Origin of the sequence: Agathobaculum sp. LCP25S3_E8 (assembly GCF_052117165.1) — a bacterium.
Classification (GTDB): domain Bacteria; phylum Bacillota; class Clostridia; order Oscillospirales; family Butyricicoccaceae; genus Agathobaculum.
Genome location: NZ_JBQKJR010000007.1, coordinates 29,087 through 55,912 on the forward strand (window position 1 = coordinate 29,087; position 26,826 = coordinate 55,912).

General features: G+C 55.2%; 26 protein-coding genes. 8 read left to right on the top strand and 18 right to left on the bottom strand.

The annotated features are described in order from the left end of the window. Window positions 1–82 precede the first annotated feature (82 nt). The 13 genes from ACTQ34_RS04325 to ACTQ34_RS04385 all read right to left on the bottom strand — a co-directional run bounded on the left by ACTQ34_RS04325 (window position 83) and on the right by ACTQ34_RS04385 (window position 16,059). Window positions 83–487, bottom strand: coding sequence for a VOC family protein (locus ACTQ34_RS04325; protein ID WP_441362675.1), 405 nt, complete (start codon window positions 485–487; stop codon window positions 83–85). A 128-nt stretch (window positions 488–615) separates the two neighbouring features. Further along, a complete protein-coding gene (locus ACTQ34_RS04330) occupies window positions 616–2,337 on the bottom strand; it encodes a solute:sodium symporter family transporter (protein WP_441362676.1) in 1,722 nt (573 codons plus the stop codon). 415 nt (window positions 2,338–2,752) lie between these two features. Then, entirely contained in the window at window positions 2,753–4,696 is a 1,944-nt protein-coding gene (locus ACTQ34_RS04335; protein WP_441362677.1) for an LTA synthase family protein, read from the bottom strand. Window positions 4,697–4,768: 72 nt separating this feature from the next. Further along, on the bottom strand, window positions 4,769–6,580 hold the full coding sequence (gene aspS / locus ACTQ34_RS04340) for an aspartate--tRNA ligase (protein WP_441362678.1): 1,812 nt from the start codon (window positions 6,578–6,580) through the stop codon (window positions 4,769–4,771). Between the two features lie 37 nt (window positions 6,581–6,617). Continuing rightward, a complete protein-coding gene (hisS, locus tag ACTQ34_RS04345; RefSeq protein ID WP_441362679.1) occupies window positions 6,618–7,976 on the bottom strand; it encodes a histidine--tRNA ligase in 1,359 nt (452 codons plus the stop codon). Window positions 7,977–8,053: 77 nt separating this feature from the next. Beyond that, on the bottom strand, window positions 8,054–8,464 hold the full coding sequence (locus ACTQ34_RS04350; RefSeq protein WP_441362680.1) for a methylglyoxal synthase: 411 nt from the start codon (window positions 8,462–8,464) through the stop codon (window positions 8,054–8,056). Between the two features lie 124 nt (window positions 8,465–8,588). Then, window positions 8,589–9,332 (bottom strand): nucleotide-binding protein, encoded by a 744-nt coding sequence (locus ACTQ34_RS04355; RefSeq protein WP_441362681.1) that lies wholly within the window; start codon window positions 9,330–9,332, stop codon window positions 8,589–8,591. 100 nt (window positions 9,333–9,432) lie between these two features. Beyond that, the gene (locus tag ACTQ34_RS04360; RefSeq protein ID WP_441362682.1) at window positions 9,433–11,730 is read right to left on the bottom strand and encodes a penicillin-binding transpeptidase domain-containing protein; all 2,298 of its coding nucleotides are present in this window, start codon (window positions 11,728–11,730) and stop codon (window positions 9,433–9,435) included. Window positions 11,731–11,751: 21 nt separating this feature from the next. Further along, window positions 11,752–12,261, bottom strand: coding sequence for a rod shape-determining protein MreD (gene mreD / locus ACTQ34_RS04365; protein ID WP_441362683.1), 510 nt, complete (start codon window positions 12,259–12,261; stop codon window positions 11,752–11,754). Between the two features lie 4 nt (window positions 12,262–12,265). Beyond that, the gene (mreC, locus tag ACTQ34_RS04370) at window positions 12,266–13,111 is read right to left on the bottom strand and encodes a rod shape-determining protein MreC (protein WP_373163541.1); all 846 of its coding nucleotides are present in this window, start codon (window positions 13,109–13,111) and stop codon (window positions 12,266–12,268) included. 40 nt (window positions 13,112–13,151) lie between these two features. Then, the gene (locus ACTQ34_RS04375; protein WP_441362684.1) at window positions 13,152–13,721 is read right to left on the bottom strand and encodes a Maf family protein; all 570 of its coding nucleotides are present in this window, start codon (window positions 13,719–13,721) and stop codon (window positions 13,152–13,154) included. Continuing rightward, window positions 13,721–15,751, bottom strand: coding sequence for a DUF3656 domain-containing U32 family peptidase (locus ACTQ34_RS04380; RefSeq protein ID WP_441362685.1), 2,031 nt, complete (start codon window positions 15,749–15,751; stop codon window positions 13,721–13,723). The genes ACTQ34_RS04375 and ACTQ34_RS04380 overlap by 1 nt, the downstream gene beginning before the upstream one ends. Then, window positions 15,748–16,059: a cell division protein ZapA gene (locus ACTQ34_RS04385; RefSeq protein ID WP_441362686.1), complete on the bottom strand. Its 312-nt coding sequence runs from the start codon at window positions 16,057–16,059 to the stop codon at window positions 15,748–15,750. Before ACTQ34_RS04385 ends, ACTQ34_RS04380 begins: the two co-directional genes overlap by 4 nt. Window positions 16,060–16,317: 258 nt before the next feature. Here ACTQ34_RS04385 and proB point away from each other — a divergent pair, with 258 nt between their 5' ends. The 8 genes from proB to ACTQ34_RS04425 all read left to right on the top strand — a co-directional run bounded on the left by proB (window position 16,318) and on the right by ACTQ34_RS04425 (window position 23,288). Continuing rightward, window positions 16,318–17,127: a glutamate 5-kinase gene (gene proB / locus ACTQ34_RS04390; protein ID WP_373163545.1), complete on the top strand. Its 810-nt coding sequence runs from the start codon at window positions 16,318–16,320 to the stop codon at window positions 17,125–17,127. Next, window positions 17,124–17,276, top strand: coding sequence for a hypothetical protein (locus tag ACTQ34_RS04395; protein WP_441362687.1), 153 nt, complete (start codon window positions 17,124–17,126; stop codon window positions 17,274–17,276). Before proB ends, ACTQ34_RS04395 begins: the two co-directional genes overlap by 4 nt. Before the next feature lie 50 nt (window positions 17,277–17,326). Continuing rightward, entirely contained in the window at window positions 17,327–18,574 is a 1,248-nt protein-coding gene (locus ACTQ34_RS04400) for a glutamate-5-semialdehyde dehydrogenase (RefSeq protein WP_441362688.1), read from the top strand. Continuing rightward, complete coding sequence (locus ACTQ34_RS04405) at window positions 18,574–19,179, top strand: CYTH domain-containing protein (protein ID WP_441362689.1); 606 nt, start codon at window positions 18,574–18,576, stop codon at window positions 19,177–19,179. Before ACTQ34_RS04400 ends, ACTQ34_RS04405 begins: the two co-directional genes overlap by 1 nt. A gap of 216 nt (window positions 19,180–19,395) precedes the next feature. Continuing rightward, the gene (putP, locus tag ACTQ34_RS04410) at window positions 19,396–20,892 is read left to right on the top strand and encodes a sodium/proline symporter PutP (RefSeq protein ID WP_373163549.1); all 1,497 of its coding nucleotides are present in this window, start codon (window positions 19,396–19,398) and stop codon (window positions 20,890–20,892) included. Beyond that, on the top strand, window positions 20,892–21,764 hold the full coding sequence (locus ACTQ34_RS04415) for a ComEC/Rec2 family competence protein (protein WP_441362690.1): 873 nt from the start codon (window positions 20,892–20,894) through the stop codon (window positions 21,762–21,764). Before putP ends, ACTQ34_RS04415 begins: the two co-directional genes overlap by 1 nt. Continuing rightward, window positions 21,761–21,994, top strand: coding sequence for a DUF3006 domain-containing protein (locus ACTQ34_RS04420; RefSeq protein ID WP_441362691.1), 234 nt, complete (start codon window positions 21,761–21,763; stop codon window positions 21,992–21,994). The genes ACTQ34_RS04415 and ACTQ34_RS04420 overlap by 4 nt, the downstream gene beginning before the upstream one ends. 28 nt (window positions 21,995–22,022) lie before the next feature. Next, complete coding sequence (locus tag ACTQ34_RS04425) at window positions 22,023–23,288, top strand: diaminopimelate decarboxylase (RefSeq protein ID WP_441362692.1); 1,266 nt, start codon at window positions 22,023–22,025, stop codon at window positions 23,286–23,288. Between the two features lie 52 nt (window positions 23,289–23,340). Here ACTQ34_RS04425 and ACTQ34_RS04430 read toward each other — a convergent pair whose 3' ends face one another. From ACTQ34_RS04430 to ACTQ34_RS04450, 5 genes are all read right to left on the bottom strand, one after another. Beyond that, window positions 23,341–23,580 (bottom strand): hypothetical protein, encoded by a 240-nt coding sequence (locus tag ACTQ34_RS04430; protein WP_441362693.1) that lies wholly within the window; start codon window positions 23,578–23,580, stop codon window positions 23,341–23,343. 13 nt (window positions 23,581–23,593) lie between these two features. After that, window positions 23,594–24,121, bottom strand: coding sequence for a hypothetical protein (locus ACTQ34_RS04435; protein ID WP_441362694.1), 528 nt, complete (start codon window positions 24,119–24,121; stop codon window positions 23,594–23,596). 40 nt (window positions 24,122–24,161) lie between these two features. Beyond that, window positions 24,162–24,710: a tRNA (mnm(5)s(2)U34)-methyltransferase gene (locus tag ACTQ34_RS04440; RefSeq protein ID WP_441362695.1), complete on the bottom strand. Its 549-nt coding sequence runs from the start codon at window positions 24,708–24,710 to the stop codon at window positions 24,162–24,164. 60 nt (window positions 24,711–24,770) lie between these two features. After that, window positions 24,771–25,478, bottom strand: coding sequence for a 4Fe-4S binding protein (locus ACTQ34_RS04445; protein WP_441362696.1), 708 nt, complete (start codon window positions 25,476–25,478; stop codon window positions 24,771–24,773). Between the two features lie 149 nt (window positions 25,479–25,627). Beyond that, complete coding sequence (locus ACTQ34_RS04450; RefSeq protein WP_441362697.1) at window positions 25,628–26,815, bottom strand: DUF819 family protein; 1,188 nt, start codon at window positions 26,813–26,815, stop codon at window positions 25,628–25,630. Window positions 26,816–26,826 lie beyond the last annotated feature (11 nt).

Genomic DNA, 26,826 nt, shown 5'->3' on the forward strand with positions numbered 1-26,826 from the left:
CTCTCAATAAAGAGCGCCTTCGGGGAATTCCCCGAAGGCGCTCTTCCATTATGGCATGTCTTATAGAGAATCAGCTGCCCACTCAAAGCATTTGCAGCAGCTCAATCTGTTCGCCGGACGGGCCGGTAAAAAACCAGTTCTGCAGTCCACCGAAGGTCTCCGGCATCACCTTTTTCTCTGGTGTCATAAACGAGATTACCCCTGCGGCCTTGATCGCAGCGGCTGCTTTGTCCAAATCATCCACATAAACCGCAAAATGCGGAATGCTGCCCTCTCCCGCGGGCACCAGTTCGCCTTCCGGCGGCTCGATGAGTTCGAGCAGAAAACCTCCGAATTCCACCAGCGTGAGTTTCTTTTCTCCCTCCGGCACCTGTACACTGTCCCGCTTATAAACGCTGCCGCCAATCTTCTCATAAAACGCAATGCTTTCTTCCATATCAGCAGTATAGATTGCGACATGGCCCAAGCCTTTGTATAATTCCTTCATACCTGACAAGCCTCCTTTATATCGTTACCATTTTACCACATTCCAGCGCTTGTGCAAAGCCTTTCCCGCCATATCGTGCAAAGAAAAAGGGCGTCCCAAACGGGACAGCCCTTTTCTTTATGTAACTTTCATTCCTGCACCGTCTCGGTAACCGAGGTCGATGCCTGATTCGCCTGATAGCGTTCAAAGGTAGAGGTCTCACTCTTGCCAAAACCAAGAGGAGAAAAGATGACGTACGCGATAACCATGATGAGCAGCGTAACCGTCGCCCAAACCTTGCCATTCTTCCACGGCGTCATATCAACCGCCTTGGCGTCATGCAGGATAAAGTCTTCCGGACGCGGATTCTTCTTGACGATAATCCACATCAGCAGCATATCGAACACGAACAGAATCGCAGTAAAGTACAGATAGTGGATATCCTTCAGCCACGGAATAACATTGCGCAGACCGAACTGCAAGGTGAAATACAGCACCACATGAACCGGAATAACGATTTTCGCTGCGATGGCGGGTACCTTCTTCCAGAAGAAACCGCACAGCAGGCAGACAAAAATCGGGGTATTAAACGCAGCAAACGCCGAGTTTACAAAGCTCGTGATACCGCCCATATACAGCATGAACGGGCTCATGATGGTAGATACGATTGCAACAATTGTGCCAAAATTCTGGCCGACCTTTACCATATGTGCATCGGATGCAGTCGGATTGAAAATCGGACGATGAATATCCAGCGCATAAATGGTGGATGCGGAGTTAAGCACCGAGTTAAAGGACGAGAGAATCGCACCGAACATAACAGCCGCGAAGAAACCAAGCACCGGCTTGGGCATAACCTGCGCAACCAGCATCGGATAGGCCGAGTCACCGCTGCCCCAGTCCTGACCGGGATATGCCAGCGCACAGATAACGCCCGGCACAACGATAATCAGCGGAGTCATGATTTTGAGGAAGCCCGCGAATACCGCACCCTTCTGTGCTTCCTTCAGGTTCTTTGCGCCGAAAGCACGCTGGATGATGGACTGGTTGGTTGCCCAGTAGTACATGTTATTGACCAGCAGACCGGTCAGCAGCAGCGGCCACGGGAGCCACGGCTCGGGAGAATTTGCCTCGTTAATCGCGTTCAGATACGCCGGGTCGGTATGCAGGAACTTGTCAAAGCCATCCATAAAGCTGCCGTCGCCGCCCAACTGTCCGGACAGGAACATGAAGCCGAACACCGGCACCAGCAGGCCGCCGACAATCAGGCCCAAGCCGTTGATGGAGTCAGACAAGGCAATTGCCTTCAGGCCTCCGAAAATCGCGTAAATCGAACCGACGATCGCAGTAGCCACACACACGATGGCGATAGCTGCAAAATCCGAAATGCCGAGCATTTTATCCAGACCGAAGATGTTCACAAACACCTGCGCACCGGCATACAGGATGTTCGGCAGCATGATGACAACATAACTCAGCAGCACGATAATCGAAACCAAGCGACGTGTGCCGGCATCATAGCGCTGCTCAAAGAACTGCGGAATGGTAGTCAAACCGGTTTTGAGGTATTTCGGCATCAGCACGAAGGCCAAAATAACCAGCGCGATAGCAGAGGTAACCTCCCAGCCCATCGTACTCATACCAACGCGAACCGCCTGACCGTTGTTGCCGACCAGCTGCTCAGCGGACAGGTTGGTCATCAGCAGAGAACCTGCAATAACCGGACCGGTTAAGCCTCGACCGGCCAGATAATAGCCGTCCTGCGTATCCAAATTATCGCCGCGGGTTTTCCACCACGAGATAACTGCGACGAGCGCCGTGAATGCCACAAAGGAAATCGCGGTGAACGCCAAGGAATTAAAAAACTGCATGTTTTTCTCCCCTTCTTGTTTTTCTTTCTTTCCCGGTTCAGAGGCATTCCGCTTCACATACTCCCCAGTAATGCGAAGCAGCTGTTTTGCGGGCGCGCGCACGCAAGCGCCCAAAAAAAACAGATCACCAGTTTTCACTGAAGATCCTGACGTGCACGATAGCCGCGCCTCATTTCCCGTCATTCATTTTAGCACCATATTCCTATATTGGCAAAACATTTTTGAGCCGTTTTTAGTACTTTGTTTAATTGCACATAATCTATTTCTCGTTTTTGTCGAATTCGCACTAATTATTTTTTATTATGACAATAAATTGCTCATTTCTTCACCATTTTTGTACCCAAAATATATTGTTTATTTTTCACAAAAAAGTGTCAAAAGCGCTTCGCGCCAATGGCGCGGAGCGCTTTTGACCTCATGGCTCATACCATGCATCGTCTCGCTTTTTCTCATCAAACAGATGCGCATACTGCGCCATCTGGTAATCAGCCAGCAACGTATCTGACTCAACATTTTCCATCGCAAACCAGCTCCCGTCCGGTAAGTAATAGCCAGCATTATTGATGCGCGGTATCTGCTCTCGCGCTGCCAAGCGAAGTGCATCATATCCGGATGTCGTACAGCCCAACGCATCCAACGCAAAAGCGGTTAAGTAATTGGCGCTGATTTGCACATCCTGCTGTTCTTCAATGTCATAATTGGCCCAGATAAAAAACGAAGCAAGCTTTTTCTTCTGCTTTTCTTCGGTGCTCTGCTCCTCATTCGGAGTTTCCATTAGTTCTTCATAAAACGCGCTCGGCAAATTCGGCTGATGATCACCAAAAAAGATGATAGCCGTTGGCTCATCTACCGCAGAAAAGTAAGCAATCAGTTCTTCAATCGCCGCATCGCTGCGCTTTACCAGCGACAAATATTCGTCTACCTCAGGATATTTCCCCGCATATTCTCCTGTCAAATGGATGGTCTGCTCGAAGTTATCGCTCTCATTCGGCACATAGCCGCCGTGATTCTGCGTGGTTACATTGAACAGGAACAGCGGTGTATCCGGCTGCTTGCTTTCGAATACCTCAAAGATTTTACGATAATCCTCGCTATCGCTGATAAAACTGCGTACCCGTTCGGCATCTGCCCCAAAAGCATCCTCATACAACTGTGTATCAAAGCCAAACCGTTCATATACCTGCTGTCGGTTCCACGAAGTTGCACGATACGGATGCAGCGATACCGTTTGATAACCTTGCTCAGATAAACCGGATACCAACCCCGGCGTCGCCCGCTTGACGTACATCTGATACGGTGAGCAGCCGTACGGCAAGAATGCCATCGTGTCCCCCGTCAGCACTTCAAACTCGGTCGCCGCCGTGCCGCCGCCGAAGACAGACACCAGCAAATCCCCGGTAATCGTATTCTCCTGCCCTTTCAGCGAATGCAAAAACGGCAGATAATCTTCGTTTGTCTCAAACTCCCCTACATCATGCAAATCCGCAAAGGATTCATTCATAATCATGATGATATTCGGGCGGATTTCTTCCTGTACTCCATCATATTCCTCGGTAATTTGCGTCAATGCCTCAGCAGAATACCCTGCCGGCTGCTCTACAATGGCATTGCCCGCCGTCCGGCAGAAATAGTACCACTCGCTGTATTCCAGATTGCCCTGCCAAAAGCCAAAGCTACTGCCCGCAAGCTGTAAGCCATACAGCCAGCAGCAAAGCAGCAACGAGGCCGTGATAAACTGCCAGCGCCTTGGTGTCGCCACACGGCGCATCCGCCAGACGGCAACGCAAAACAGCACAGCAATCCCCACAGTCTGCAGTACGGAAAGCTCCATCGGCACCGAATAGTTCGCTGCGACATTTTTGGCGGTGCCAATGGCAAAAATATCACTCAGCAGCACCGGCGTGCCGCGAAATACTGTCACATAATGGTCAATGAGCGCATATAACAACGTCAATCCCATGCCGATATTAGTCGTCCAGCGAATATTACCGACAAACACATAGACAAGCCCAAACACGGCTGCATGAGCAAGATACCCCTGCCAAATCGCCGTATTCCCCACCAGAATACCGCCCTTGACCACATACTCGGTCAGCAACAGCGCAAACGAACTGGCTGCCAGCAACACCAGAACGTCATGTACGGCCAGTTCAAATACTGTTGCCCGTCTGCGAGGACGAAGCAGCAGCGGCAACACCGCTAGAACCCCCAACGGCTTCTGACTTTCCGGACGGTAAAAAATCGTACCCTTGCAGAGCAGATACACCGCTGCATAAATGAGCAGCACCGCCAGCACTGTATTAACGATATGACCTAAAATTATCCTGCCTTTTGCTTGTTCTTTACATTTGGGGCGCACGTTTGCTTTTCTCCTTCTGAAAAGTAGAAAAGCCGCTACGGGCCTGCCGCAGCGGCTTTGTTTCTTCTGCTGTTATGCTTCCGGTTCGCTCTCGACACGAGTGACGGCAATGGACAAATCGTCCAACTGCTTGGGATCCACCGTATCCGGACAGCTCATCATCAAATCGGACGCATTCTGCACCTTGGGGAAAGCAATCACGTCACGGATGGAGTCCAGTCCTGCCAGCAGCATGCACAGACGATCCAAGCCATAGGCAAGGCCGCCGTGCGGGGGCGCACCATACGAGAACGCCGTGATCAGGTGTCCGAACTGCTCCTTGGCACGCTCCTCTGTAAAGCCGAGTGCCTCGAACATCTTGGTCTGCAGTTCCGGGTCATGAATACGAATTGAACCTCCGCCCAACTCGCAGCCGTTGAGGATGATATCATACGCCTTGGCGCGCACCTTGGCCGGATCGGTATCCAGCAGCGGAATGTCCTCGTCCATCGGCGCGGTAAAGGGATGATGCTTGGCAACCAGACGGTCCTCTTCCTCGCTGTACTCAAACTGCGGGAACTCAGTGACCCACAGGAGCTTGAAGTCATCCTTCTTGGCAAGGCCCAGACGCTTTGCCAACTCGCAGCGCAGCGCACCCAGCGAAACGAGCGCCGTTTCCTCGGAGGCGTCTGCAACCACAAACAGCACGTCATTCTCATGCATGTCCGCGCGCTCCTTGATGGCTGCGATTTCTTCCTCGGTCAGGAACTTGGCAAAGGACGAGGTCATCGAACCGTCTGCGGCAACCTTCATCCACGCAAGGCCCTTTGCACGATAGGTCTTGACGAAATCTGCCAGCTTGTCAATTTCCTTGCGCGGGAACTTGTCGGCATAGCCGTTGATGTTAATCAGCCGTACGGTGCCGCCGGCCTCAACTGCGCCCTTAAACACACCGAAGCCGCAGTTTGCCGCAATATCCGAGATATCCTTGATCTCAAAGCCAAAGCGGGTATCCGGCTTATCCGAACCGAAGCGGTCCATTGCCTCGCGCCAGGTCAGGCGCGGCAGCGGCAGCTGAATATCAATATCCAGCACTTCCTTAAACACCCGCTTTAGGAAGCCCTCATTGACCGCGATAACATCATCCTGCTCGACAAAGCTCATCTCGAGGTCGATTTGGGTAAACTCAGGCTGACGGTCGGCACGCAGATCCTCGTCGCGGAAACAGCGGGTGATCTGGATATAACGGTCCATACCCGACAGCATCAGGAGCTGCTTATACTGCTGCGGAGACTGCGGCAGCGCATAGAACTTGCCCGGATGCACACGGGACGGCACAAGGTAATCTCGCGCGCCCTCGGGCGTGGACTTGGTGAGCATCGGGGTTTCAATCTCGATGAAGCCTTGCTCGTCAAAATAATTGCGAGCCACCTGGGTCACACGATGGCGCAGCATCAGATTCTTCTGCATGGAAGGACGACGCAGATCGAGGTAGCGGTACTTCAGGCGCACCTGATCGCCGACCTCCTTGGTATCGTCAATCTCAAACGGCGTGGTCTCCGCCTTGGACAGGATGCGGATGTCCTCGGCAATGATTTCGACCTCACCGGTCGGCATCTTTTTGTTGATGGCGGCCTCGTCGCGCGCAACCAGCTTGCCGCGCACCGCAACGACAAACTCCGTGCGGCAGGTAAACGCAATATTGAACAGCCCGGCGTTGACCGACTTATCGAACGTGCACTGCACGATGCCCGCGCGGTCACGCACCAGCAGGAACAGTACGCCGCCGTTATCGCGCACACGGTCCACCCAGCCGTTGATCGTGACCGTCTGGCCCGCGTCGGAAAGGCGCAGGTCGCCGCACATATGCGTGCGCTTCATGCCCGCAATCGATGTGTTATTCATGTGTATCAGTCCTCATTTATGATTTTTCAAATACTATTCACTTATCACAGATGACCTTGCCCTGATTTTTGGCCGCAAGGCCGTCCCGGATGCGGGTAATCGCATCGGCAAGTGACACCTTAACTTGCTCGCCGGAGTCCATATCCTTGACTGTAACAACGTTTTCCTGAATCTCATCCTCACCGAGGAAGATGACATACGGGATACCCAACTTGTCGGCATAGCCAATCTTATGCTTAAACTTCTTCTGCTCACTATAAAGCTGCGTGCGGATACCTGCCTCACGCAGGCTGGTCGCGAGCGTAATGGCCGCCCCCATATCGTCCGTCATCGGCAGGATGAGCACATCGGCAGGCGCGCAATTCTGTCTGTCATTCAGATAGCCCTGCTCTCCCAGCACATAGAACAGACGAGTCAGACCAATCGAAATGCCGACACCCGGCAGCTGCTTATCGGTATAATACTCTGCAAGGTTATCATACCGGCCGCCCGAACAGATGGAGCCAATCTCCGGATGATCCAGCATCGCCGTCTCATATACTGTGCCGGTGTAATAATCCAGACCGCGCGCAATCGTCAGATCGATTTCGAAGTGATCGTCCGGCACACCAAAAGCGGTCATATACTGTGCGACCGTTTTGAGTTCGTCCGCCCCCTGATCGAATACATCGTTTTTGCCCTTATAGCCTTCCAGCGCTGCAAGAATCCCCTGCGTACCGCCCGGTGTTGCAATAAACGCCAGCAGCTCATCTGCCGTGTCCGCAGCCACACCAAAATCATCCACCAGAATGGCTTTTACCTTTTCCGCGCCGATTTTTTCCAGCTTATCAATCGTGCGCATCACATCGCCCGCCTTTTCGGTCAGGCCAAGGATGTCAAAAAAGCCATTCAGCACCTTGCGGTTATTGATGCGAATCTTGAAACGTTCCAAGCCGAGGGAAGTGAAAGTTTTATAGATGATGCTGGGCACTTCAGCTTCGTTGATGATGTCCAGCTTGCCATCGCCGATAACGTCGATATCCGCCTGATAAAACTCACGGAAACGGCCGCGCTGTGCGCGCTCACCGCGGTACACCTTGCCAATCTGGAAGCGACGGAACGGGAAAGTCAGCTCGCCATAATGCTGCGCGACATATTTTGCCAGCGGCACCGTGAGATCAAAGCGCAGCGACAGGTCGCTGTCTCCTTTTGTAAAGCGATAAATCTGCTTCTCCGTCTCTCCACCGCCCTTGGCAAGCAGCACTTCGGAGGATTCAATCAGCGGCGTGTCCAACGGATAAAAGCCGTACAAGGCATAGGTTTCACGCAGCACCTGCATGATCCGCTCCATCTGCACCTGCGGAGCGGGCAGCAGCTCCATAAAGCCGGACAGGGTTCTGGGTTTCACTTTTTCCATACTTTTTGATTCTCCTCAAGACAGACGATTGCACCGAATAGGCCCATCTGCCCATCCGGTGCATTGCTTCCTGTCATTTATTTTTTATTCTTGGGGTTGACGATATTACGCCAATCCAGATCACCGCGGTCAAGACCAAGGATGAGCATTTCGGCCGTTGCGGAATTGGTTGCAATCGGGATATTATGCATATCGCACAGACGGACAATGGCATGCACATCCGGCTCGTACTGTGAATTGGACATGGGATCACGGAAAAACAAAACAAGGTCGATTTCGTTATACGCAACGCGGGACGCTATCTGCTCCTCGCCGCCCTGCATGCCTGCAAGACACTTATCAATCTTCAGGCCAGTTGCCTCTTCCACGAATTTTCCCGTTGTGCCGGTTGCACAAATATCATGCTTTGCCAAAATACCACAATACGCCATACAGAACTGAACCATCAGCTCCTTTTTCCGGTCGTGTGCGATAAGTGCTATGTTCATTTCCGAAACATCCCCTTTCCACGTACCACATATATGCTGTTTCCACTCTCTTGTTGCGTCAAGCAACGCTGCTTGGTTGCTGATGTTTTGCAGAGAAGATGCTTTGCGATTATATTTGCGCTGTTTAAATACGAATGAGCGGTACCCGTTCGCCGTCCAGCCGGCGCGCAATGTTTTGAAAGGCGCGCGCAGCACCCGCATGCTTAACAGACAAAATGCTCTTGCCGCTGTTACCGCAGGATATCAAATCCTCATCCTCCGGCACAACGCCCAAAAGCGGCAGACCCGCTTCATCCATCGCGTCATCGATATTGCCCGACTTGCCGCGGCAGATGAGCTGCGGACGCACCCGATTGAGTACCATACGAATGCGCTGGATACAATATTCTTCCTCCAGTTTGCGCGCACACCGCTCCGCCCCGCGGATGCAGGCACGGTCGGTTGCCGTAACGACAACCGCCTGCGTCGCAATATGCGCCAGAAAAGAAAGCTCCGCAGGCAGTCCGGCAGGACCGTCTATCAGCAGGTAATCAAACGCAGCTTCCTCCGCCTGTACGGCCAGCTGCTCCATGCCACGCTCGCTGAGCGCAGGCAGTGCCACCGGCGCTGTCAGTAAGTACAGGCTCTGATACTCCGGATGCCGCGCCATGGCGTCTCCGAGCGGCACAGCGCCGCCCGCCACATCTGCAAAGGAGTAAACTACCCTGTCCGACATGCCCAGCACGATATCCAGATTCCGAAGGCCGCAGTCGCCGTCGATCAGGAGCACGCGGTGGCCAATCTGCGCCAACGCAGCGCCCACGCCCGCCGTAAAGGAGGTTTTCCCTGTGCCGCCCTTACCGGACGCAACCAGAATCACCTTCAACATACCGCCTCCGAAATAGAAAAACTTATATATTGTATTATAAACTACCAACCGTCAATTTACAAGCATTTGTGCAAAGTTTTTATTGCGCTGAAACATTCCGTCAGGGAACCATGGTGTTTTCGCTCTGCACCGACTCCACCGTATCCGGCTCCTCCTCCGCGAAGTACGCGTCAAGGATATCCCGCACAATCGGCGCAACCGCGGAACCATGTCCCGCACCTTCACCAACCACGCAAACAACAATTTCCGGGTCGTCAAACGGTGCAAAAGCGACAAACAAGCCATTGGTGTAGTTGGTCTCAACGCCGTTCTTCCTTTCGGTCATTTCGGCAGAACCGGTTTTGCCGCCGACCTTAATCGGATAATCGGCAAAGGTAGTCGCTGCGGTACCGCCCTCGGCAGTAACCTCGCTCATGCCCTTCATCACCAAATCGCGCGTTGCATCCGAAAACTCAATGGTATCGATGACCTTCGGCTGCTCTTCCTCGACCACATCGGAATAATCATAGGTTTTGATGCTCTTGACCATCGTCGGCTGATACAGCGTACCGCCGTTGACCACCGCCGCCATATAGTTTGCCAGCTGCAACGGGGTAAACAAATTATCAGACTGACCAATCGCAGCGTTAACATCGTCGCCGCCCTGCCACTCGCGCAGCGTGGGGTCGTTTTTGCGATTTGCCTCACGCTCGGTCGGGCCGGCCGCCTGACCGGCATATTCTGCAATCTCTACGCCGGTCACATTGCCCAAACCGAATTTATCGCACCAGTTTTCCAGATGCGCGCCGGTGAGCTGCTGACCAACATTGTAGAAAAATACGTTGCAGGAATATTTGATGGCCTGTGTTACGTCCAACGTCATGGGCTGATCGTGGTTGTTACAGGGAAATGTCACACCGCCATATTCGAACTTGCCGTCGCAAACATACGTGGTGTTGGCGTCAATAATCCCTTCCTCAAGTGCCGCAATCGCTGTCAGCACCTTAAAGGTCGAACCAGGCGGATACAAACCCAGCGTGGCACGGTTCAACTCCGGACTTCTCGAATCACTGGAAATCTGGTCGTAATCCTTGTTGTAATTCTCCAGATTATAGGTCGGGTAGGACGCCATAACCAGCACCTCACCCGTATCCGGGTCGAGCGCAACTGCCGCGCCGCCGCGCTGATAGTCGGAAAGGTAATTTGCCAGCGACTTTTCTGCGACTTCCTGCAATTCCAGATCAATGGTAGTGATGACATTGTCGCCCGGTTGCGGCGCATACGAATTGGCATGATCGGTTATGCTGTCGCCGCCCAAATCAGTTTCCACCGTGCGCGATCCAGCTGTGCCGTGCAGATAGGACTCCAGCGCAGACTCTAATCCGCTTTTGCCGATGGTGTCATTCATGGTATAGCCCGCCTTATTCTGATACGGACCACCGTTTTTCGTGCCCGTCCATTCCTCTGTGAACATCGGGCCAACTGTTCCCAACAAATGCGCAGCATACGTCGTGTCATACTTGCGGATGGCTTCGCTCTGCACATCAACACCGGTATATTGCTGGTGGTGCTCCTTGATATAGGCAATCAAATCCATGGAAACATTATCCGCCAGCGTAAAGGTCGCGTTATTGTTAAAGCCAACACGCCGCATGCTGTAATACAGGCCGACCAGTGTGCGCGCATCCGCATCGGACAACCCGGTCTGCATCCCCAGATTATTCTCCATATAGGTGCGCATAGCGCTGATAAACTCGGAGGCAGATACCAGTGTGGTCGCATCAATCTGCGACACCTGATCGATTTTATTGCCGTCCGCATCATACTGCGGGTTTTCCTCATTCGCTGTATTTGCAGCCGCTTTGGCATCCTGCACGGCCTTTAGGCCAAGCGTATCCGCACTTTGCTTAATATAATCAGACAACGCTTTGCGCTCGGAATCTCCCTCTGCGCCGACATATTCATACGGTGCAGTATCTGTAATAGGTATTACATCATTGAGCACCGCAGCGCTTGTTTCTTCCGTTGTATCCGTATTGGTTTCGGTGCCGTCCCCGGTCTCACCGCCGCCATCTGTGTTCGCGGCTGCGGCCGCAGTTCCGTCCGCCTTAACCCGATTAGCCAAGTCCAGCAAGACCTCAAAGCGGTCTTCCTTGTCCTCCCAAAAGGAGGAATAGATCAGCACTAGGGAAAAACCGGTCTGGTTGGTCACCATTGCCCGACCATAGCGGTCCAGGATTTCGCCGCGCGCAGCCGATACGGTGGACGTTGTCGTCAAGAAGCTCGCCGAACGACGCACATAGCTTTCTCCGTTAATCAGCTGCAGCTGAAGCAACTGCCCGCCCGCGAGTCCCACGCAAAGCAGCAGCAGACAGCCCAATACCAGCAGACGGCGCAGCAGTTGTGTTTTATTTACCATAGGGGTTCCTCTTTTCGCTTCTCATCGGTTGGCGAATTTACGGCTGATTTTCTGCATCGGCCAGTATACGATAAAGCAAAACAGGCAGGCCAGCAGGGTCCCGCCGATAATCTGACGCAGAACCAGGCCAAAGGATGCACCGGCCTGCGGCAGCAGATAGGCAAAATACCGCAGCAGTCCCAGCACGATCATTTCAAACGCCGTCATGAGCACCATCGATACGTAGCTTCCGCTGAGCGTCAGACGACTCATCTCACCCGCAATAAAACCGAATATCAGGAAAAACAGCGGATACAGGCCGTCAATGCCGATAAAGCCCAAATCATAAAACAGGCCTACCGTGATACCGATAATCACGCCTTCCACCGGACCATCCAGCAGCGCAGCCGCGGCCACAAGCGCGGGCAGCAGATCCAGGTGATAGCCGCGAATGGACCATGTGCCGAACAAACTGGTCTGTAGCACATAAATCAGCAGTGCAAACAGGATGTACAGCACGACCTTCGGGATGGATAATTGTTCTCTCTGCATGTACTCACTCCGTAGTATCCGTAAAGTCGGTGACAATGGAAACGCTCGATACCGTATCCACATTCGCAAAAGGCTTGATGACCGCATAATAGGAAATGCCGTTTTCCTCGGGCAGCACACTCTCGACCGTGCCAATCATCACGCCCTTGGGGAACAAACCGCCGCGGCCGGAGGTCTCCACCGTATCGCCAATGACAACGCTCGAATCCTCGGTCAGGTAGCTCAGCCGCAGATTTCCTTCCGCCATCAGGTCATAATTGCCCTCGGCAATAGCGGTTTCGCGGGTGCGGGTGATCAGGGCGCCGCATTGCATCTCAACATCGATTACGGTCGTAACCTCACAAGTGTTGGAATACACCTCGCTGACGTATCCCACCATACCGTCCACCGTGGTAACCAAATCGCCCACTTCCACGCCGTGGGAAGAACCCTTGTCCAAGCTCAGCGTCATCGCCCAGTCGCCCGGATTGCGGGCAATAACCTCGGCGTTAATAGTCGTCAACTCGCGCGTGCGTTCGGGCTGACCCGCCGCGGCACGCAGCTGGTTGTTTTCCTCAATCGCCAGCTCCGCATCGCGCACAGTCTGCTCCATATCGCGAATCTGCTTTTTCAGTTCCTCGTTTTCTGCTTTCAGGTCATCAAATTCGGTGAAGTATCCAAAGCCCTTCCCCAGCGCACCGGTCACACCGGAAGCCAGCCGCTGGACAGGCGTGGTCACAAAGCTGACCAAACGGGTCACCGGAGACGGTTTGCCGGTCACGCCGCTGTACAGCGCGGACAGGATGCACAGCACAATCACAATCACCACGCCGACCACAAAACGCGACCCCACTCTGTTACGTCTTCGCAAAAGCTCTAAACTCCTTTCAATATTCCAAAACGCGCCGATTTCAGCACATTTCCTGCGTCATTTCCCGCAGAATCACATGCAGTCCAGCCACCGGCAGGCCCATCACGCTGTAATAATCGCCCTCGATTCCTTCGATGAGCAGCGCGCCGTGCCCCTGTATGCCATAGGCGCCCGCCTTATCCAGCGGTTCGCCCGTGGCAAGATAGGCGGCAAGCTCATCCTCATCGAACGCGCGGAAGGTCACCCGCGTGCGAGTGCACAACGTGCGTGCCTCTCCCGCAGGCGGCAGCACGGCCAGCCCGGTCAGCACCTCATGGGTGCGCCCACGCAAGCGGCGCAGCATATCCGCTGCCTGTGCCTCATCCGCAGGCTTGCCCAGCGGCAGGCCGTCTATCGTGACCATCGTGTCCGACCCGATGCACACCGCATCCGGATGCAGCTGTTGCGCTGCCTGCGCTTTGAGCTGCGACAGACGCACAACCTCCTCTTCCAGCGGCGCGCCGGGACGCAGCGTTTCATCTGCATCCGCCGGACAGACGGTAAAATTCTCGGTAATCAGCGCCAGCAGCTCACGCCTGCGCGGCGATGCGGACGCCAGAACGATTTGCATTATTCGACTCCTCTTTTGTACAGTCCGTTGGTGAATTCCCCCTCCATGGGGTTGCCTTCCAGAAACGCGCAGGTAATGCGTGCACACTCTTCGGGCGTTTCAATCGTAAACAGCAGCCGCGCAGTCTGTACTCCGAGCGGCCGCACATCCTCGCGCAGGCAAAGCGCCCAGTTGCCCAGCAGCGTATTGCGGCAGCCGTATTCAGGCAGCAGCGCAAAGCGCTCACCTCGGCGGTCGGTCAGATAAGTGACGCCGTTTTCGCAGCTGCACTTACCGCCGTGCTGACGGCGAATCGCACAGTTTTCAAAAATCATCAGCGGCAGATGGCCGTAAACAATCATTTCGGTTTCCAGTGGTCCGCGCATGTCTCGAATCTGCGCCAGCCGCGCCTCAAACGACAGCGTCTGCCGCTGCACGCCCATTTCAGCCAGTGCATACAGCGTTTTGCTGTTGAATGCATTCAAGCCAAAGTCGCCATGCACGGCAAAGCCAAGACGCCGCGCCAGCGCGATATGGCCGAGATTGCCCGCCAACACGGTTTTCGTGCCACGGCTCATCGCCTCGCCCAGCAGCATTTCAATTTCGGGCTGCTCCGCATCCGAAAAGATGCGCGGCAGTACGGCAGGCAGACCGGTCTGCGCTGCAACATCCAGCGGCACATAGATGGTTTCCAGTCCCAAGTCACGCAGCGCGTCCGCCTGCGCTTTGGTCCGGACAGACGCGGTATACCCGCAAAAACCGGTGCGCGGGCGGCTGTCATCGTCACGCGCAAGCAGCGGGCCTTCCAGCCAGTCCCGCGACGGCGGGGCCGCGCGTTTGGCCAGCAGCAGTGCGAGCGCATCGCGCCGCATCGCGTTGACGGTAGATGCAGGCAACGCCAAGCCGTCCTCCATCTCAATGCGTAAGTTTTTGATATAAAATGGCGTACCGCCCGTCTTACGCAGAGATTTTTCCACCATTTCCGGTGTGGTCGGGCGGGTACGCGCCCGCTCGACGGCTGCGGCAGACGAAACCCCGTCCGCGCTGAGCACCGCGCCCGTGTCCTCGCGTGCGGTAAAGCACAGCGAAACCGGCACAAGCGGTGCTTCTTTTCCCTCGGCAAAACGATGCGCTGCCTCGTCGTACAGCGACTGCACCTCATGCAGCGGCACATCGGTCTTGGTGCCGAACATCGCATCGCCCTTTTTCCCGGTGTAGTAACCGTCGGTAAATCCGTCGCGCGAAAAGACGCGCCGCAGCGTGTCGCGCTCCTCCGGTGTCGGGTTCCGATGTTCGCGCAGCAAATCAGCGTAAATCTTCGTAACGATTGCGGTGTATTCCGGCCGCTTCATACGGCCTTCAATCTTGAGCGAGGACACGCCAAGGTCGGCAAGCTCCGCCACATGACCCGCCAGCGCCAAATCCTTGAGCGAGAGCGGATAACCCCCGTTATACGGCAGGCGGCAGGGCTGCGCGCACAAGCCGCGGTTGCCCGAGCGCTGCCCGATGACCGCGGACAGGTAGCACTGTCCCGAATAGCACATGCACAGCGCGCCGTGCACAAATACCTCGGTTTCGACGCCTGCCTGCTCGGTAATCAGGCGCACCTCGTCCCGCGTGCACTCACGACTGAGCACCACGCGCGAAAAGCCAAGGTCACGCGCCTGTTTTGCGCCGTCAAGCGTATGAATGGTCATCTGTGTGGAGGCGTGCAGCGCAAAATCCGGCGCGTGCGCATGAATCAGGCGCGCCAGTCCCAAATCCTGCACAATGAGCGCATCCGCACCTGCCTCGTACAAAAACTTTGCGTCATGCAGCGCGGTGTCCAGTTCGCGGTCGCCTGCAAGGATATTCAGCGTGATATTGGTTTTAACCCCTCGTGCGCGGCAGTAAGCAATAGCGTCAGCCATCTCGTCGGCCGAAAAGCCCTGTGCATTACGACGCGCATTGAACGTACCAAAGCCCATATACACCGCGCCCGCACCCGACTGCACAGCCGCGCGCACCCCCTCCGGCGAACCGGCAGGCGCAAGCAATTCTATCTTACTCATTTATGACGATTCCCCGGATGGCTCGTGCTGTTGCGATTGACCTGCTGCCGCAGCGCAGTGTTTTCCGCTTCGAGCGCGCGGCACTTGGCTTCGGCAGCCTCGGCAGCCGTCTTGGCCTTGATATACTCGTCAGCAAGGTTGACCGTTGCCAACGCCAGCGCCCGCGTGGACGCAAACGACGCTGAACCGCCGCACTGCGCGATGGTCTGCTGCGCCAGATCCGCCACCTCATTCATATATTCTACAGATTCATCCGCCAGCATGGTGTACTGCTGTCCTGCAATCTGTATGGTTACACGGTTTGCCATGCAAATCCTTCCTTTCGCAAAATAGTCGCTCAAAAGGCATAATTTGATAAAATATAGTATACCACAACCCATTCCCTTTTGGAACAAAAAATCTGTGCAAAGATGCGCACTCTGCTTTCCGTTTTTTGTACACAACGATACCGGTGCATAAATTTGTAAAAGATTTTTGTTTGCCTTGTGTGATACGCTGCACTGTGCTAAAATAAAAATGAATTATTCCGTCCGGATAAGACGCCGGACAGACATCAGGTGAGATTTATGCTGCATATCAACGAGGTCCGCCGCATCGTGGTCAAGGTGGGTACCTCGACGCTGACATACGAAAACGGAAAGCTCAATATCCGCCGCATTGAACGGCTGGTACGCACCATCAGCGACCTGCAAAACCGCGGGTTCGACATGGTGCTCGTCTCCTCAGGCGCGGTGGGCGTGGGCGCTGCCAAGCTGGGGCTTGGCGGGCGGCCCCGCGAGCTTGCGATGAAGCAGGCCGCCGCCGCGGTCGGCCAGTGCGAGCTGATGCATATTTACGACAAAATGTTCCTCGAATACGGCATCAACGTCGCGCAGATTCTGCTCACGCGCGAAAACATCATCGACGACGACCAGCGCGAAAACATTCACAACACCTTCACCGCGCTCATGCGCACGGGCGTTGTACCGATTGTCAACGAAAATGACACAGTCGCCACCGCGGAGCTCAAGCACATCGAAAACTTCGGTGACAACGACACCCTGTCCGCTGTGGTTGCGCGCATGTGCGACGCAGACCTTTTGGTCATCTTCTCGGACATCGACGGGCTGTATGATTCTGACCCGCGCAAAAACCCACAGGCCAAACTCATCGGACACGTGGCCAAAATCGATGCAAAAATCCGCCGCATGGCGGGCGGCGCAGGCTCGGCACACGGCACGGGCGGCATGGCCACCAAAATCACCGCCGCCGAATTGTGCATGGATGCCGGCATTCCCATGCTGGTGGCCAACGGCGACAAGGACGATATCCTGTATGACATTGTGGACGGCAGACCGGTTGGCACGCTGTTTGCACGGGAGGAGGAACGCGTATGACAAAATTTCACTTTCACCGGCTGACTGATGTACTCTGCGGTGGAAATCTGCGCGTTTTTTCCAAAGCGCAGGTTATCGCGGCGCTCATTGGCGCAGCCATCGGCGCGTTTCTTGGTGTGCAGGCATACTGCAACGGCTGGCTGGGTTGAGGCTTACCGGTTCCCGATACCGATATTTTAGATAAACGGAGTGAAACACCATGCGGCAACTGCTGGAAATCGCTGAGGATGCACGACGCGTCAAGCACGCGGTGGCAAAACTCGGCACAAACGATAAAAATCGCGGCCTGCTCGCCATTGCGGACGCGCTGTGCGCACACGCAGACGAAATCATCGCCGCCAACCGCATCGACATCGACAACGGCCGTGCCGCCGGTCTGGCGGACGGGTTAATCGACCGTTTGATGCTGGACGAAAAGCGCATCGCAGGCATCGCGGAAGGCTGCCGTCAGGTTGCCGCGCTGCCCGACCCGGTCGGTGAGGTGCTGGGCATGCACAAGCGTCCCAACGGCCTGCTGATCGGACAGAAGCGTGTGCCGATGGGTGTCATCGGCATCATTTACGAGGCGCGTCCCAACGTCACCGTTGATGCCGCCGCACTGTGCTTCAAGGCAGGTTCGGCCTGTATCCTGCGCGGCGGCAAAGAAGCGTTTCATTCCTCGATGCGCCTGACTCAGCTCATGCGTGCGGCGCTCGAAGCCGAGGGGCTACCTGCAGACGCAATCAATCTGGTTGAGGACACCTCGCGCGAGAGTGCAAACCAGATGATGAAACTGAACGGTTATCTGGATGTGCTCATCCCGCGCGGCGGCGCGGGGCTGATTCGCGCGGTCGTGCAGAACGCGACCGTTCCGGTCATTGAAACCGGCACGGGCAACTGCCACGTGTATGTCGATGCCTCCGCCGACCTCGACATGGCGCAGCGCATTCTGGTCAACGCCAAGTGCCAGCGGCCGAGCGTGTGCAACGCCGCCGAAAGCCTTCTGGTGCACAAGGATGTGGCCGCGCAGTTCCTACCCATGGCGGCCGAGGGCCTCGCGCCCGACGGCGTCGTATTACACGGTTGCCCGCGCACCATGGAAATCCTCGGAAACGCGGTGCTGCCCGCAACCGACGAGGACTACGGCCGCGAATATCTCGGATATGAAATTTCCTGTAAGGTAGTGGACTCGCTGGGCGAGGCCATCGACCACATCAACCGCTTCAACACCGGCCACTCCGAATGCATTGTCACCCGCGATTATGCCGCTTCGCAGCGTTTCCTCGATGAAGTGGACGCGGCAGCGGTCTACGTCAACGCCTCCACTCGCTTCACCGACGGCTTTGAATTCGGTTTTGGTGCGGAAATCGGTATTTCTACCCAAAAACTGCATGCGCGCGGTCCGATGGGCCTGACCGCGCTGACCACCACCAAATATATCATTTACGGAAACGGACAGGTGCGCTGATGAACAAAACCATGGAGAAGGAATATAAGTGGCGCGCGAGTGAAGGTCTATTGGGGCAGGCGCTTTTATGGGCCTCCTCCCGCATCGGCACGCAAAGCCGAACGCTGCATATGCAGTCGCAGTATTTCGACACGGCGGACGGTTTGCTGCGCGGGCAGCAAGCCGCGCTGCGCATGCGAAAAGAAAACGACCGCAGTGTCTGCTGCTTGAAACTGCGCAACGAAAACTCACCGGATGGTATGCGCGCGCATGAGGAATACGAGTGCATGGCGCAGACGGTTGCCGAGGGACTTTCCATCCTGCCCAAAAAGGGCGCGCCGCTGACGCTTTGCGCGCAGGCGCTCGCCGCCCCGCTGGAGGTCATCTGCACGGTGAATTTCCGGCGCTGCGCCATTCTGCTGCAGCAGGGCAACACCGTATGTGAGCTGGCGCTCGACCAAGGCACGCTGCGGCACGGAGACAAAACCGCGCCACTGTGCGAAATTGAGCTGGAATATGTCGCCGGCAGCGAGGATGCGTTCCATGCGCTTGCCGCCGAACTTGCCGAGCATCTTTCGCTTGTGCCGGAACCGGAAAGCAAGCTGGCACGGGCCATGCAATTATAACGGAACTTTGCTGCAAAGAGGCTGCGTACACGCAGCCTCTTTCCTTTTACCTTGCAGCCTGCAGGCAGACGTTTCTAATAACTGGTGCAAGAGAAATATGCATAAAATTGTGCAAAGCGTATATTTTTATCCAACCGCGCAATTCTCTCCCCGTGTTCTTGCAAAAAAAGCAGTTTCCATGTATAATAAACATGAATTTTGGGAGGGTAAATACACATGAACTTTGACAGCATCATTACGATCGCCGCTTTTGGCGTATACCTGATCTTCATGATCTGTATCGGCATGTACTTCATGGGCAAAAGCCGAACGACGACCGATTATTTCCTTGGCGGCCGCAAGCTCGGCTCCTGGGTCACCTCGATGAGCGCTCAGGCGTCAGATATGTCCGGCTGGCTGCTGATGGGCCTGCCCGGCGCCGCTTATCTGTCCGGCATTTCCGCCGGCTGGATCGCCATCGGCCTTGCCGTGGGTACTTATCTGAACTGGCTGCTGGTTGCTAAGCCTCTGCGCCAGTATACCAAGGTTGCAAACGATGCCATCACGCTTCCGCAATTTTTTAAAAACCGCTTCCATGATGAAAGCGGCATGATCTCGGTCATTGCAGCCGTATTTATTCTGGTATTTTTCCTGTTTTATACCGCTTCCGGCTTTGTGTCCTGCGCCAAGCTGTTCTCCTCCGTGTTCGGCATCCCGTATATGGTGTCGCTGCTGGTGGGTGCAGTTGTCGTCATTTCCTATACCTTCGCAGGCGGCTTCTTTGCCGTGTGCTGGACCGACTTTTTCCAGGGCCTGCTGATGTTCTTCTGCGTTATCGCCGTACCCTCAATTGCGATTGGCTCGCTCGGCGGCCCGTCCGACTTTTTGGCACAGGTGGAAGCCTTTAATCCCAACTTCCTGAACATGTTCGTCGACGGCGAAACCAACACCCCTTACACGGCGCTCGGCATTGCTTCTCTGCTCGCCTGGGGTCTGGGCTACTTCGGCCAGCCGCATATTCTGGTGCGCTTCATGGGCATCTCTTCGCCCGGCGCGATTAAAAAATCCCGCCGCATCGCCTCTATCTGGGTGCTCATTTCGCTGACGGCCGCCGTGCTCATCGGTGTTTCCGGCCGCATGTTCCTGGGCGACGGCCTGCTGGTCACCGCCGGCAACGAGGAAACCATTTACATCAACATGGTCAGCCGCATCTTCCCGGTGTTTATCGCAGGCATTTTTCTGTCTGCAATTCTGGCAGCCATCATGTCCACGGCGGACAGCCAGCTGCTGGTTACCGCTTCGGCCATCACCGAGGACTTTTATCATAACAAGATCCGTCCGAACGCTTCTCCGTCCGAGCTGATGTGGGTTTCCCGCATCTGCGTTATCGCGGTCGCGCTGATCGCGGTTTTCATCGCCACCAATCAGAACAGCACCGTGCTCGGTCTGGTAGAATACGCATGGGCCGGCTTTGGCTCCGCCTTCGGTCCGCTCGTACTCTGCTCGCTGTTCTGGCGCCGCACCAATAAGTACGGTGCATATGCCGGCATCATCGTCGGCGGCGTGGTTGATCTGGTATGGGCGCAGCTGTCCGGCGGCATCTTCGAACTGTATGAGATTGTTCCCGGCTTTGTCTGTGGCATGATCGCCATTTTCGTGGTCAGCTTGCTGACCCCCGCACCGTCCAAGGAAGTCACCGACCAGTTCGATTCCTACCGCACCTGTGAGGAATAATGAAACGAAAACTTCGGCTGTTCCTCTGGTGCGCGGCTGCCGTTGCATTCGTGCTGAGCGGCATCCTCCAAACCGCCGATCACTTACTCCCGCATCAGAAGCTGACAGATGAAACTGCCGTACATTTTATTGACGTCGGTCAGGGCGATTCTGTGCTCTTGCTTTCCGGCGGGCAGGCCGTGCTGATAGACGCAGGCACTGCGGAAAGCGGCGCGGCGGTGGTTCGCTATCTGGAGGATTTGGGTGTAACCCGACTATATGCCGCGGTTGTTACCCATCCGCATGCCGACCATATCGGCGGCATGGCACAGGTTCTCCAGACGTTTCCGGTCGATCATTTCTACATGGGGCCGGAAACGCAGAACACTTCTTCTTTTTCAGAACTGCTGGACGCACTGCAAACACAGGATGTTCAGCCTACCATTCCCGCACCGGGCGATACGCTGGCGTTTGACTCCGGCGCTTCGCTCACCTTCCTCGGCCCTGCGGACGATGTACCGAGCAGTAACCTAAACGACCGCTCGCTCATCACGCTGTTTCAGGCCGATGAGCAGAAAGTGCTGTTGATGGGCGATGCGGAAGCTGCCGCCGAACAGTCGCTTTTGACGCACTATCCATCCTTACGCTGTGATGTACTCAAGGTAGGACACCACGGCGGAGCGACCTCGTCCTCTCTGCCCTTTCTGCAAACCGTTCAACCATCCGTTGCCGTCATCTCCTGCGGCGTAGACAACGACTACGGCCACCCCGACCCGCAAACGCTGCAAAATCTGTCCCTTGCGGGAGTAAACGATGTCCGCATTACAGCGGAATGCGGCACCGTAATCCTCCCGCTTCACCCACCGTCATCAAGCAAGGAGAATGCTGCATGAAACAGACCGGTATTGTCGATCGCTTTGAAGGCGATGATGTGGTTGTTGAAATCGGTGGAAAGATGGTCAATTTTTCTCGCGCCGATGCTCCCGCTATGCTGGGCGAAGGCATGGTCGTCATCATACGTGATGGCCGTATTGCAGAAATCGACCAAATTGAAACCCAACGTCTCGAGGACGATATGCGCCGCCGTTTTGAGCGCATCCTCGGCAAACAATCCGATGAATAAACCCTAAAAGGAAAGGCGAACAAAACCAATGGAAAAGAAACCCTTTTTGACACTCGAACAGGTACAGGAGATTGCAAAGACTTACCCCACCCCGTTCCACATCTATGACGAGAAGGCCATCCGCGAAAATGCGCGCAAGGTCAAGGAGGCATTTGCATGGAATCCGGGCTTTAAGGAGTACTTTGCCGTCAAGGCCACGCCCAATCCCCGTCTGGTACAGCTGCTGCACGAGGAAGGCTTCGGCTGCGACTGCTCAAGCTACACTGAGCTGCTGCTGAGCAAGGCTTGCGGCATCACCGGCCACGACATTATGTTCTCCTCCAACGTCACCCCGAACGAGGATTTCAAGCTGGCCAGCGACTTGGATGCCATCGTCAATTTTGATGACATCACCCACCTCGACTATTACGATAAGGTCGGTGAGTGGAAGGAAACCATGTCCTGCCGCTTTAATCCCGGCGGCGACTTCGTGCTGGAGAACGAAATCATGGACACCCCGCAGGAAGCCAAGTACGGCATGACCCGCGAGCAGCTCATCGAGGCATTTAAGTACATGAAAGCCAAGGGCGTTAAGCACTTCGGCATTCATGCGTTCCTCGCTTCCAACACGGTAGCCAATGAGTATTATCCCGCCCTTGCCCGCATCCTGTTCAAGCTGGCGGTTGAGGTTCGCAAGGAAACCGGCGTACACATCGCGTTTATCAACTTGTCCGGCGGTGTTGGCATCCCCTACAAGCCGTGGCAGGAGCCGAACGACATCATGGCCATCGGCGAAGGTGTACGTCGCGCGTATGAGGAAGTCCTGTGCCCGGCAGGCATGGACGACGTTTCCATTTACACCGAGATGGGACGCTTCATTCTTGGGCCGTACGGCGCGCTGGTTGCCAAGTGCATCCACCACAAGCACACTTATAAGGAATATGCCGGTCTGGATGCATGCGCGGCCAACCTGATGCGTCCTGCGATGTACGGCGCATACCACCACATCACCGTACTGGGCAAGGAAAACGCCCTGCACGACCGCACCTATGATGTGACCGGCGGCCTGTGCGAAAACAACGATAAGTTTGCCATCGACCGCAATCTGCCCCGCATTGATATCGGTGATTATATCTACATCCACGATACAGGTGCGCACGGCTTCTCGATGGGCTATAACTACAACGGCAAGCTGCGCTCGGCAGAACTTCTGCTGCACGAAGACGGCTCGGTGGAACTGATCCGCCGCGCGGAAACTCCCAAGGATTACTTCGCTACGCTGGACTTCACCGGCCTGTTCGATGGCATCCTTTAATTCCACCAAACAAAAAGCGTGTACTCTAATGAGTACACGCTTTTTTCTGCATTCACAGATTTTGCAGCAGCAAAGCCGCCGCAAGCGCCAGCAGGACAACGGTCAGCGCACGCAGAATGCGTAATATACGCTGCTTTTTCGGGCTTTCACGTTCCCAGCCTTGAGGCGGCGGCGAAATCTCTTCTATCGTCTCCGTGCCGTCCGGCTTATGATCGATTAGCTTGACATGACAGGTATTGCAGGCAGTAAACCCCTTACGAAACTCTGCCCCGCACTTTGGGCACCACGGCATAGATTCGCCTCCTTCAGTTGCTCACAAAATACAGCAGCACCAACGCCACCACGATGATGCCCGCCACCACCGGCAGCAGCTTAAACGAAGCATTGTCCTCCATCGGCTGCTCGGGCGTTTCCATTGCCTGTTCCTCGGCCAGACGCGCCAGCTCGTTCTCATCAATTGGCGTTTCCGAAAGATTACGGTGCATCTCGTCGATCAGTTCCCGCGCCCGGGCGGTTTGGCTCACATCCACGATAATTGACAAACCAAAGCGGGAATCTGCGCCGGTATAATCTACAATTTGACCGAAGGATGCCGGACGGTCGTACGCCACCACATCGTTTTCATGCAACATATCACAGATCGTCGTGGCCTCCAAACGGTTTTTTGCGGTGTACACCACGATTGGCTTTTCCATGCCGTCCGGCAAAACAAACTTCTCACGCTCCGACACTTCATTTTCTTCAGGCAAGCTATCCACCAGCGGCACTTGACAAGTGCTGCACTCTGCGAATCCTTCCCGGTATTCTGCTTTACACTTGGGACACCAAGGCATGATGCATCCCTCCTTACCTGCCGATTATAGCATATCCGGACTAGTCTTTCCAGATAAAAATCGGCAGCGGCGGATCATGCTTCCGGTTGAGCCAGTCACAGGCCAGAACAGTAAATACTCGGTCATCTAGCGTCTTCAAGTGCTGTAAAACCGCATTTTTCTCCTCATATCCGTTTTCTTTTCCGTAATAGAGCGCAAGCGCCATGACACCGCCTGAGCGCAGCAACGACAGCCCCGCGTCTATTGCCGGGATAGAGGACGCTGCGGTAGTGAAGATTTTCGGATCGCCGCCCGGCAGCCGGCCGAAGTTGAACACGATGCAGTCCACGCTTCCCGGCGCGGCATAGCGCGCCATGTTCGCGTGGCTGTCCAACACAACCTCAGCAGTCAGTCCCTCCGTGTCCAGCAGCGCGCGCGTCTGTGCGACCGCCTCCTGCTGCACATCGAACGCAAGCACACACCCCTCCGTTCCGGCAAGACGGCAAAGCAACGCCGTATCGCGTCCCTTGCCTGCGGTCGCGTCGATGCAGAACGCACCGGGCTTGACCTGCCGCCGCAGAAAATCATGCACCACATCCAGTGTATTCATACATAACCCCTCCGTTTGTGTTACCCATTGTACCACAAACGGAGGGGTTTGCCTACCTGCTTACTGTTCGAGAATCTTTCCGTCGGTCGAGATGACAACCACCTGCCACGGCAGGAACTTACCGCTCGCCTGCAACGCCGTGCGCACCGCATGCTCGATACCGCCGCAGCACGGCACCTCCATGCGCACCACCGTGACGCTTTTAATGTTGTTGTTCCGGATGATTTCGGTTAGCTTTTCGCTGTAATCGCCCTCGTCCAGCTTGGGACAGCCGATAAGCGTTATCTTATTCCGGATAAAATCCTGATGAAAGCCTGCATAAGCGTAAGCTGTGCAATCCGCCGCAACAAGCAGGTGCGCCCCATCAAAATACGGCGCATTCACCGGAACCAGCTTGATCTGTACCGGCCACTGACGCAGCTCAGATGCTGCCGGCGCAGCCGAAGCGACCGGTGCGGCTGCCGTGCGCTCAATTGCGCGCGCCTGACTGCCCGGACAACCACAAGCCAGCGGCTGCTGTGCCTGCTGCTTGGCGCGCATGTTGGCCTGCACCGCCGCTTCGTCGTAAGCCGCTGCCTCCCGCTCGACAAAGGTGATCGCTCCGGTCGGGCACACCGGCAAGCAGTTACCCAGTCCATCACAGTAGTCGTCACGCAGCAGCTTGGCCTTGCCGTCTACCATGCCGATTGCGCCCTCGTGGCATGCATTTGCACACAGGCCGCAGCCGTTGCACTTTGCTTCATCAATCTCAATAATTTTACGCATCATCGCGGTATCCTCCCATGTATTTCAATTGTCCTCAGTATAACGAAATCCTCATCCGCTGTATGTTGTTGCAACAACATAACCACAAATTTTCCTATGTACGAAAAAAGGCTGCCTCTCTGTGAGAGACAGCCTTTTTTATCCAAACATACTCACGCAAACAATCGCATGATATTCGCTGTGAGGATACCGCCGCCGGTACCGATGATATAGCCCATCAGCGCCATCAGCACACCAACCGGAACCAGTGCGCCCGAATAGGATGCCGCAAGCACCGGCGCAGACGCCGTACCTCCGATGTTCGCCAGCGATGCCACGCCACAAGTGAACATATCGAGCTTGAAGAGCTTTGCAATGATGACCAGAATAATGCCGTGGATTGCCAGAATCATAAAGCCGGAAACGATCCACGCCGGAGCATCGGTCATCTCCAGAAGGCTTGCACGGGAAGCAAGCAACGCGATGACGATATAAAGCATGACGTTAGACAACTCTGCCGCACCGGCGATCTTGCCGATCGGCGTGACCGCTGCGACCAGCGCAATAATCGTAACAACCAGCACCGTCCACGTCGCGGAATCGACCCACGGCGTATTGCCGCCGATCAGCGTCTTCGTCCATTCAAAAATCGCATTGCCCGCATTCTGCGACAGGGCGGAAACCAGCAGCGCACCACCGACCAGGAACAGCAGACCGGGGAAAGTCATGTGCTTGTCTTCCTCCTGCATCTCCTTCTCCAGACGAGCGCAAACCTCATCCAGCGTAGTCGTGGATGCCTTGGTCCATTTGTTAAACTGCGGTGCAAACGAAATCGCCCAGAGCAGGAACATAACCCAAATCGAATAGTCGATCGAATCGATCACAAGCGCATAGCCCATATCCGCTTCCGAAATATGGAGCGCTTCCTGCACCGCGACCATATTGCCCGATCCACCCATCCAGCTGCCGCACAGAGCGCCAAGCGCCTTCCATGCATCGGAACCGAGCACACCATTCATGATCGCATAGGTTGCGATAAAGCCGATAGCAATCGAAATGCTGGCCGCAAAGAAGCCGCCCAGCATACGCGGGCCGAGCTTAAGCACCTTGCGAATATCGCAGCGCAGCAGCATCAGGCAGAGCATCGCGTACAGAATATTATTTTTCAAAGCACTGTATGCGCCCTTGGTCGCCTCCATATCCCATGCTCCCACGGTGCAAAGCAGCATGGTCAGCAGGTACAGCAGCACCACCGGCGGCACGAACTTGAAAAACTTCCATTTGGTCAGCTTTTCCGCACCTACCAGAATACCGGCCAGAAATACCAGCACCGCAATATAGGTAAAGCCATTGGTAATCATGTGTTTTCATC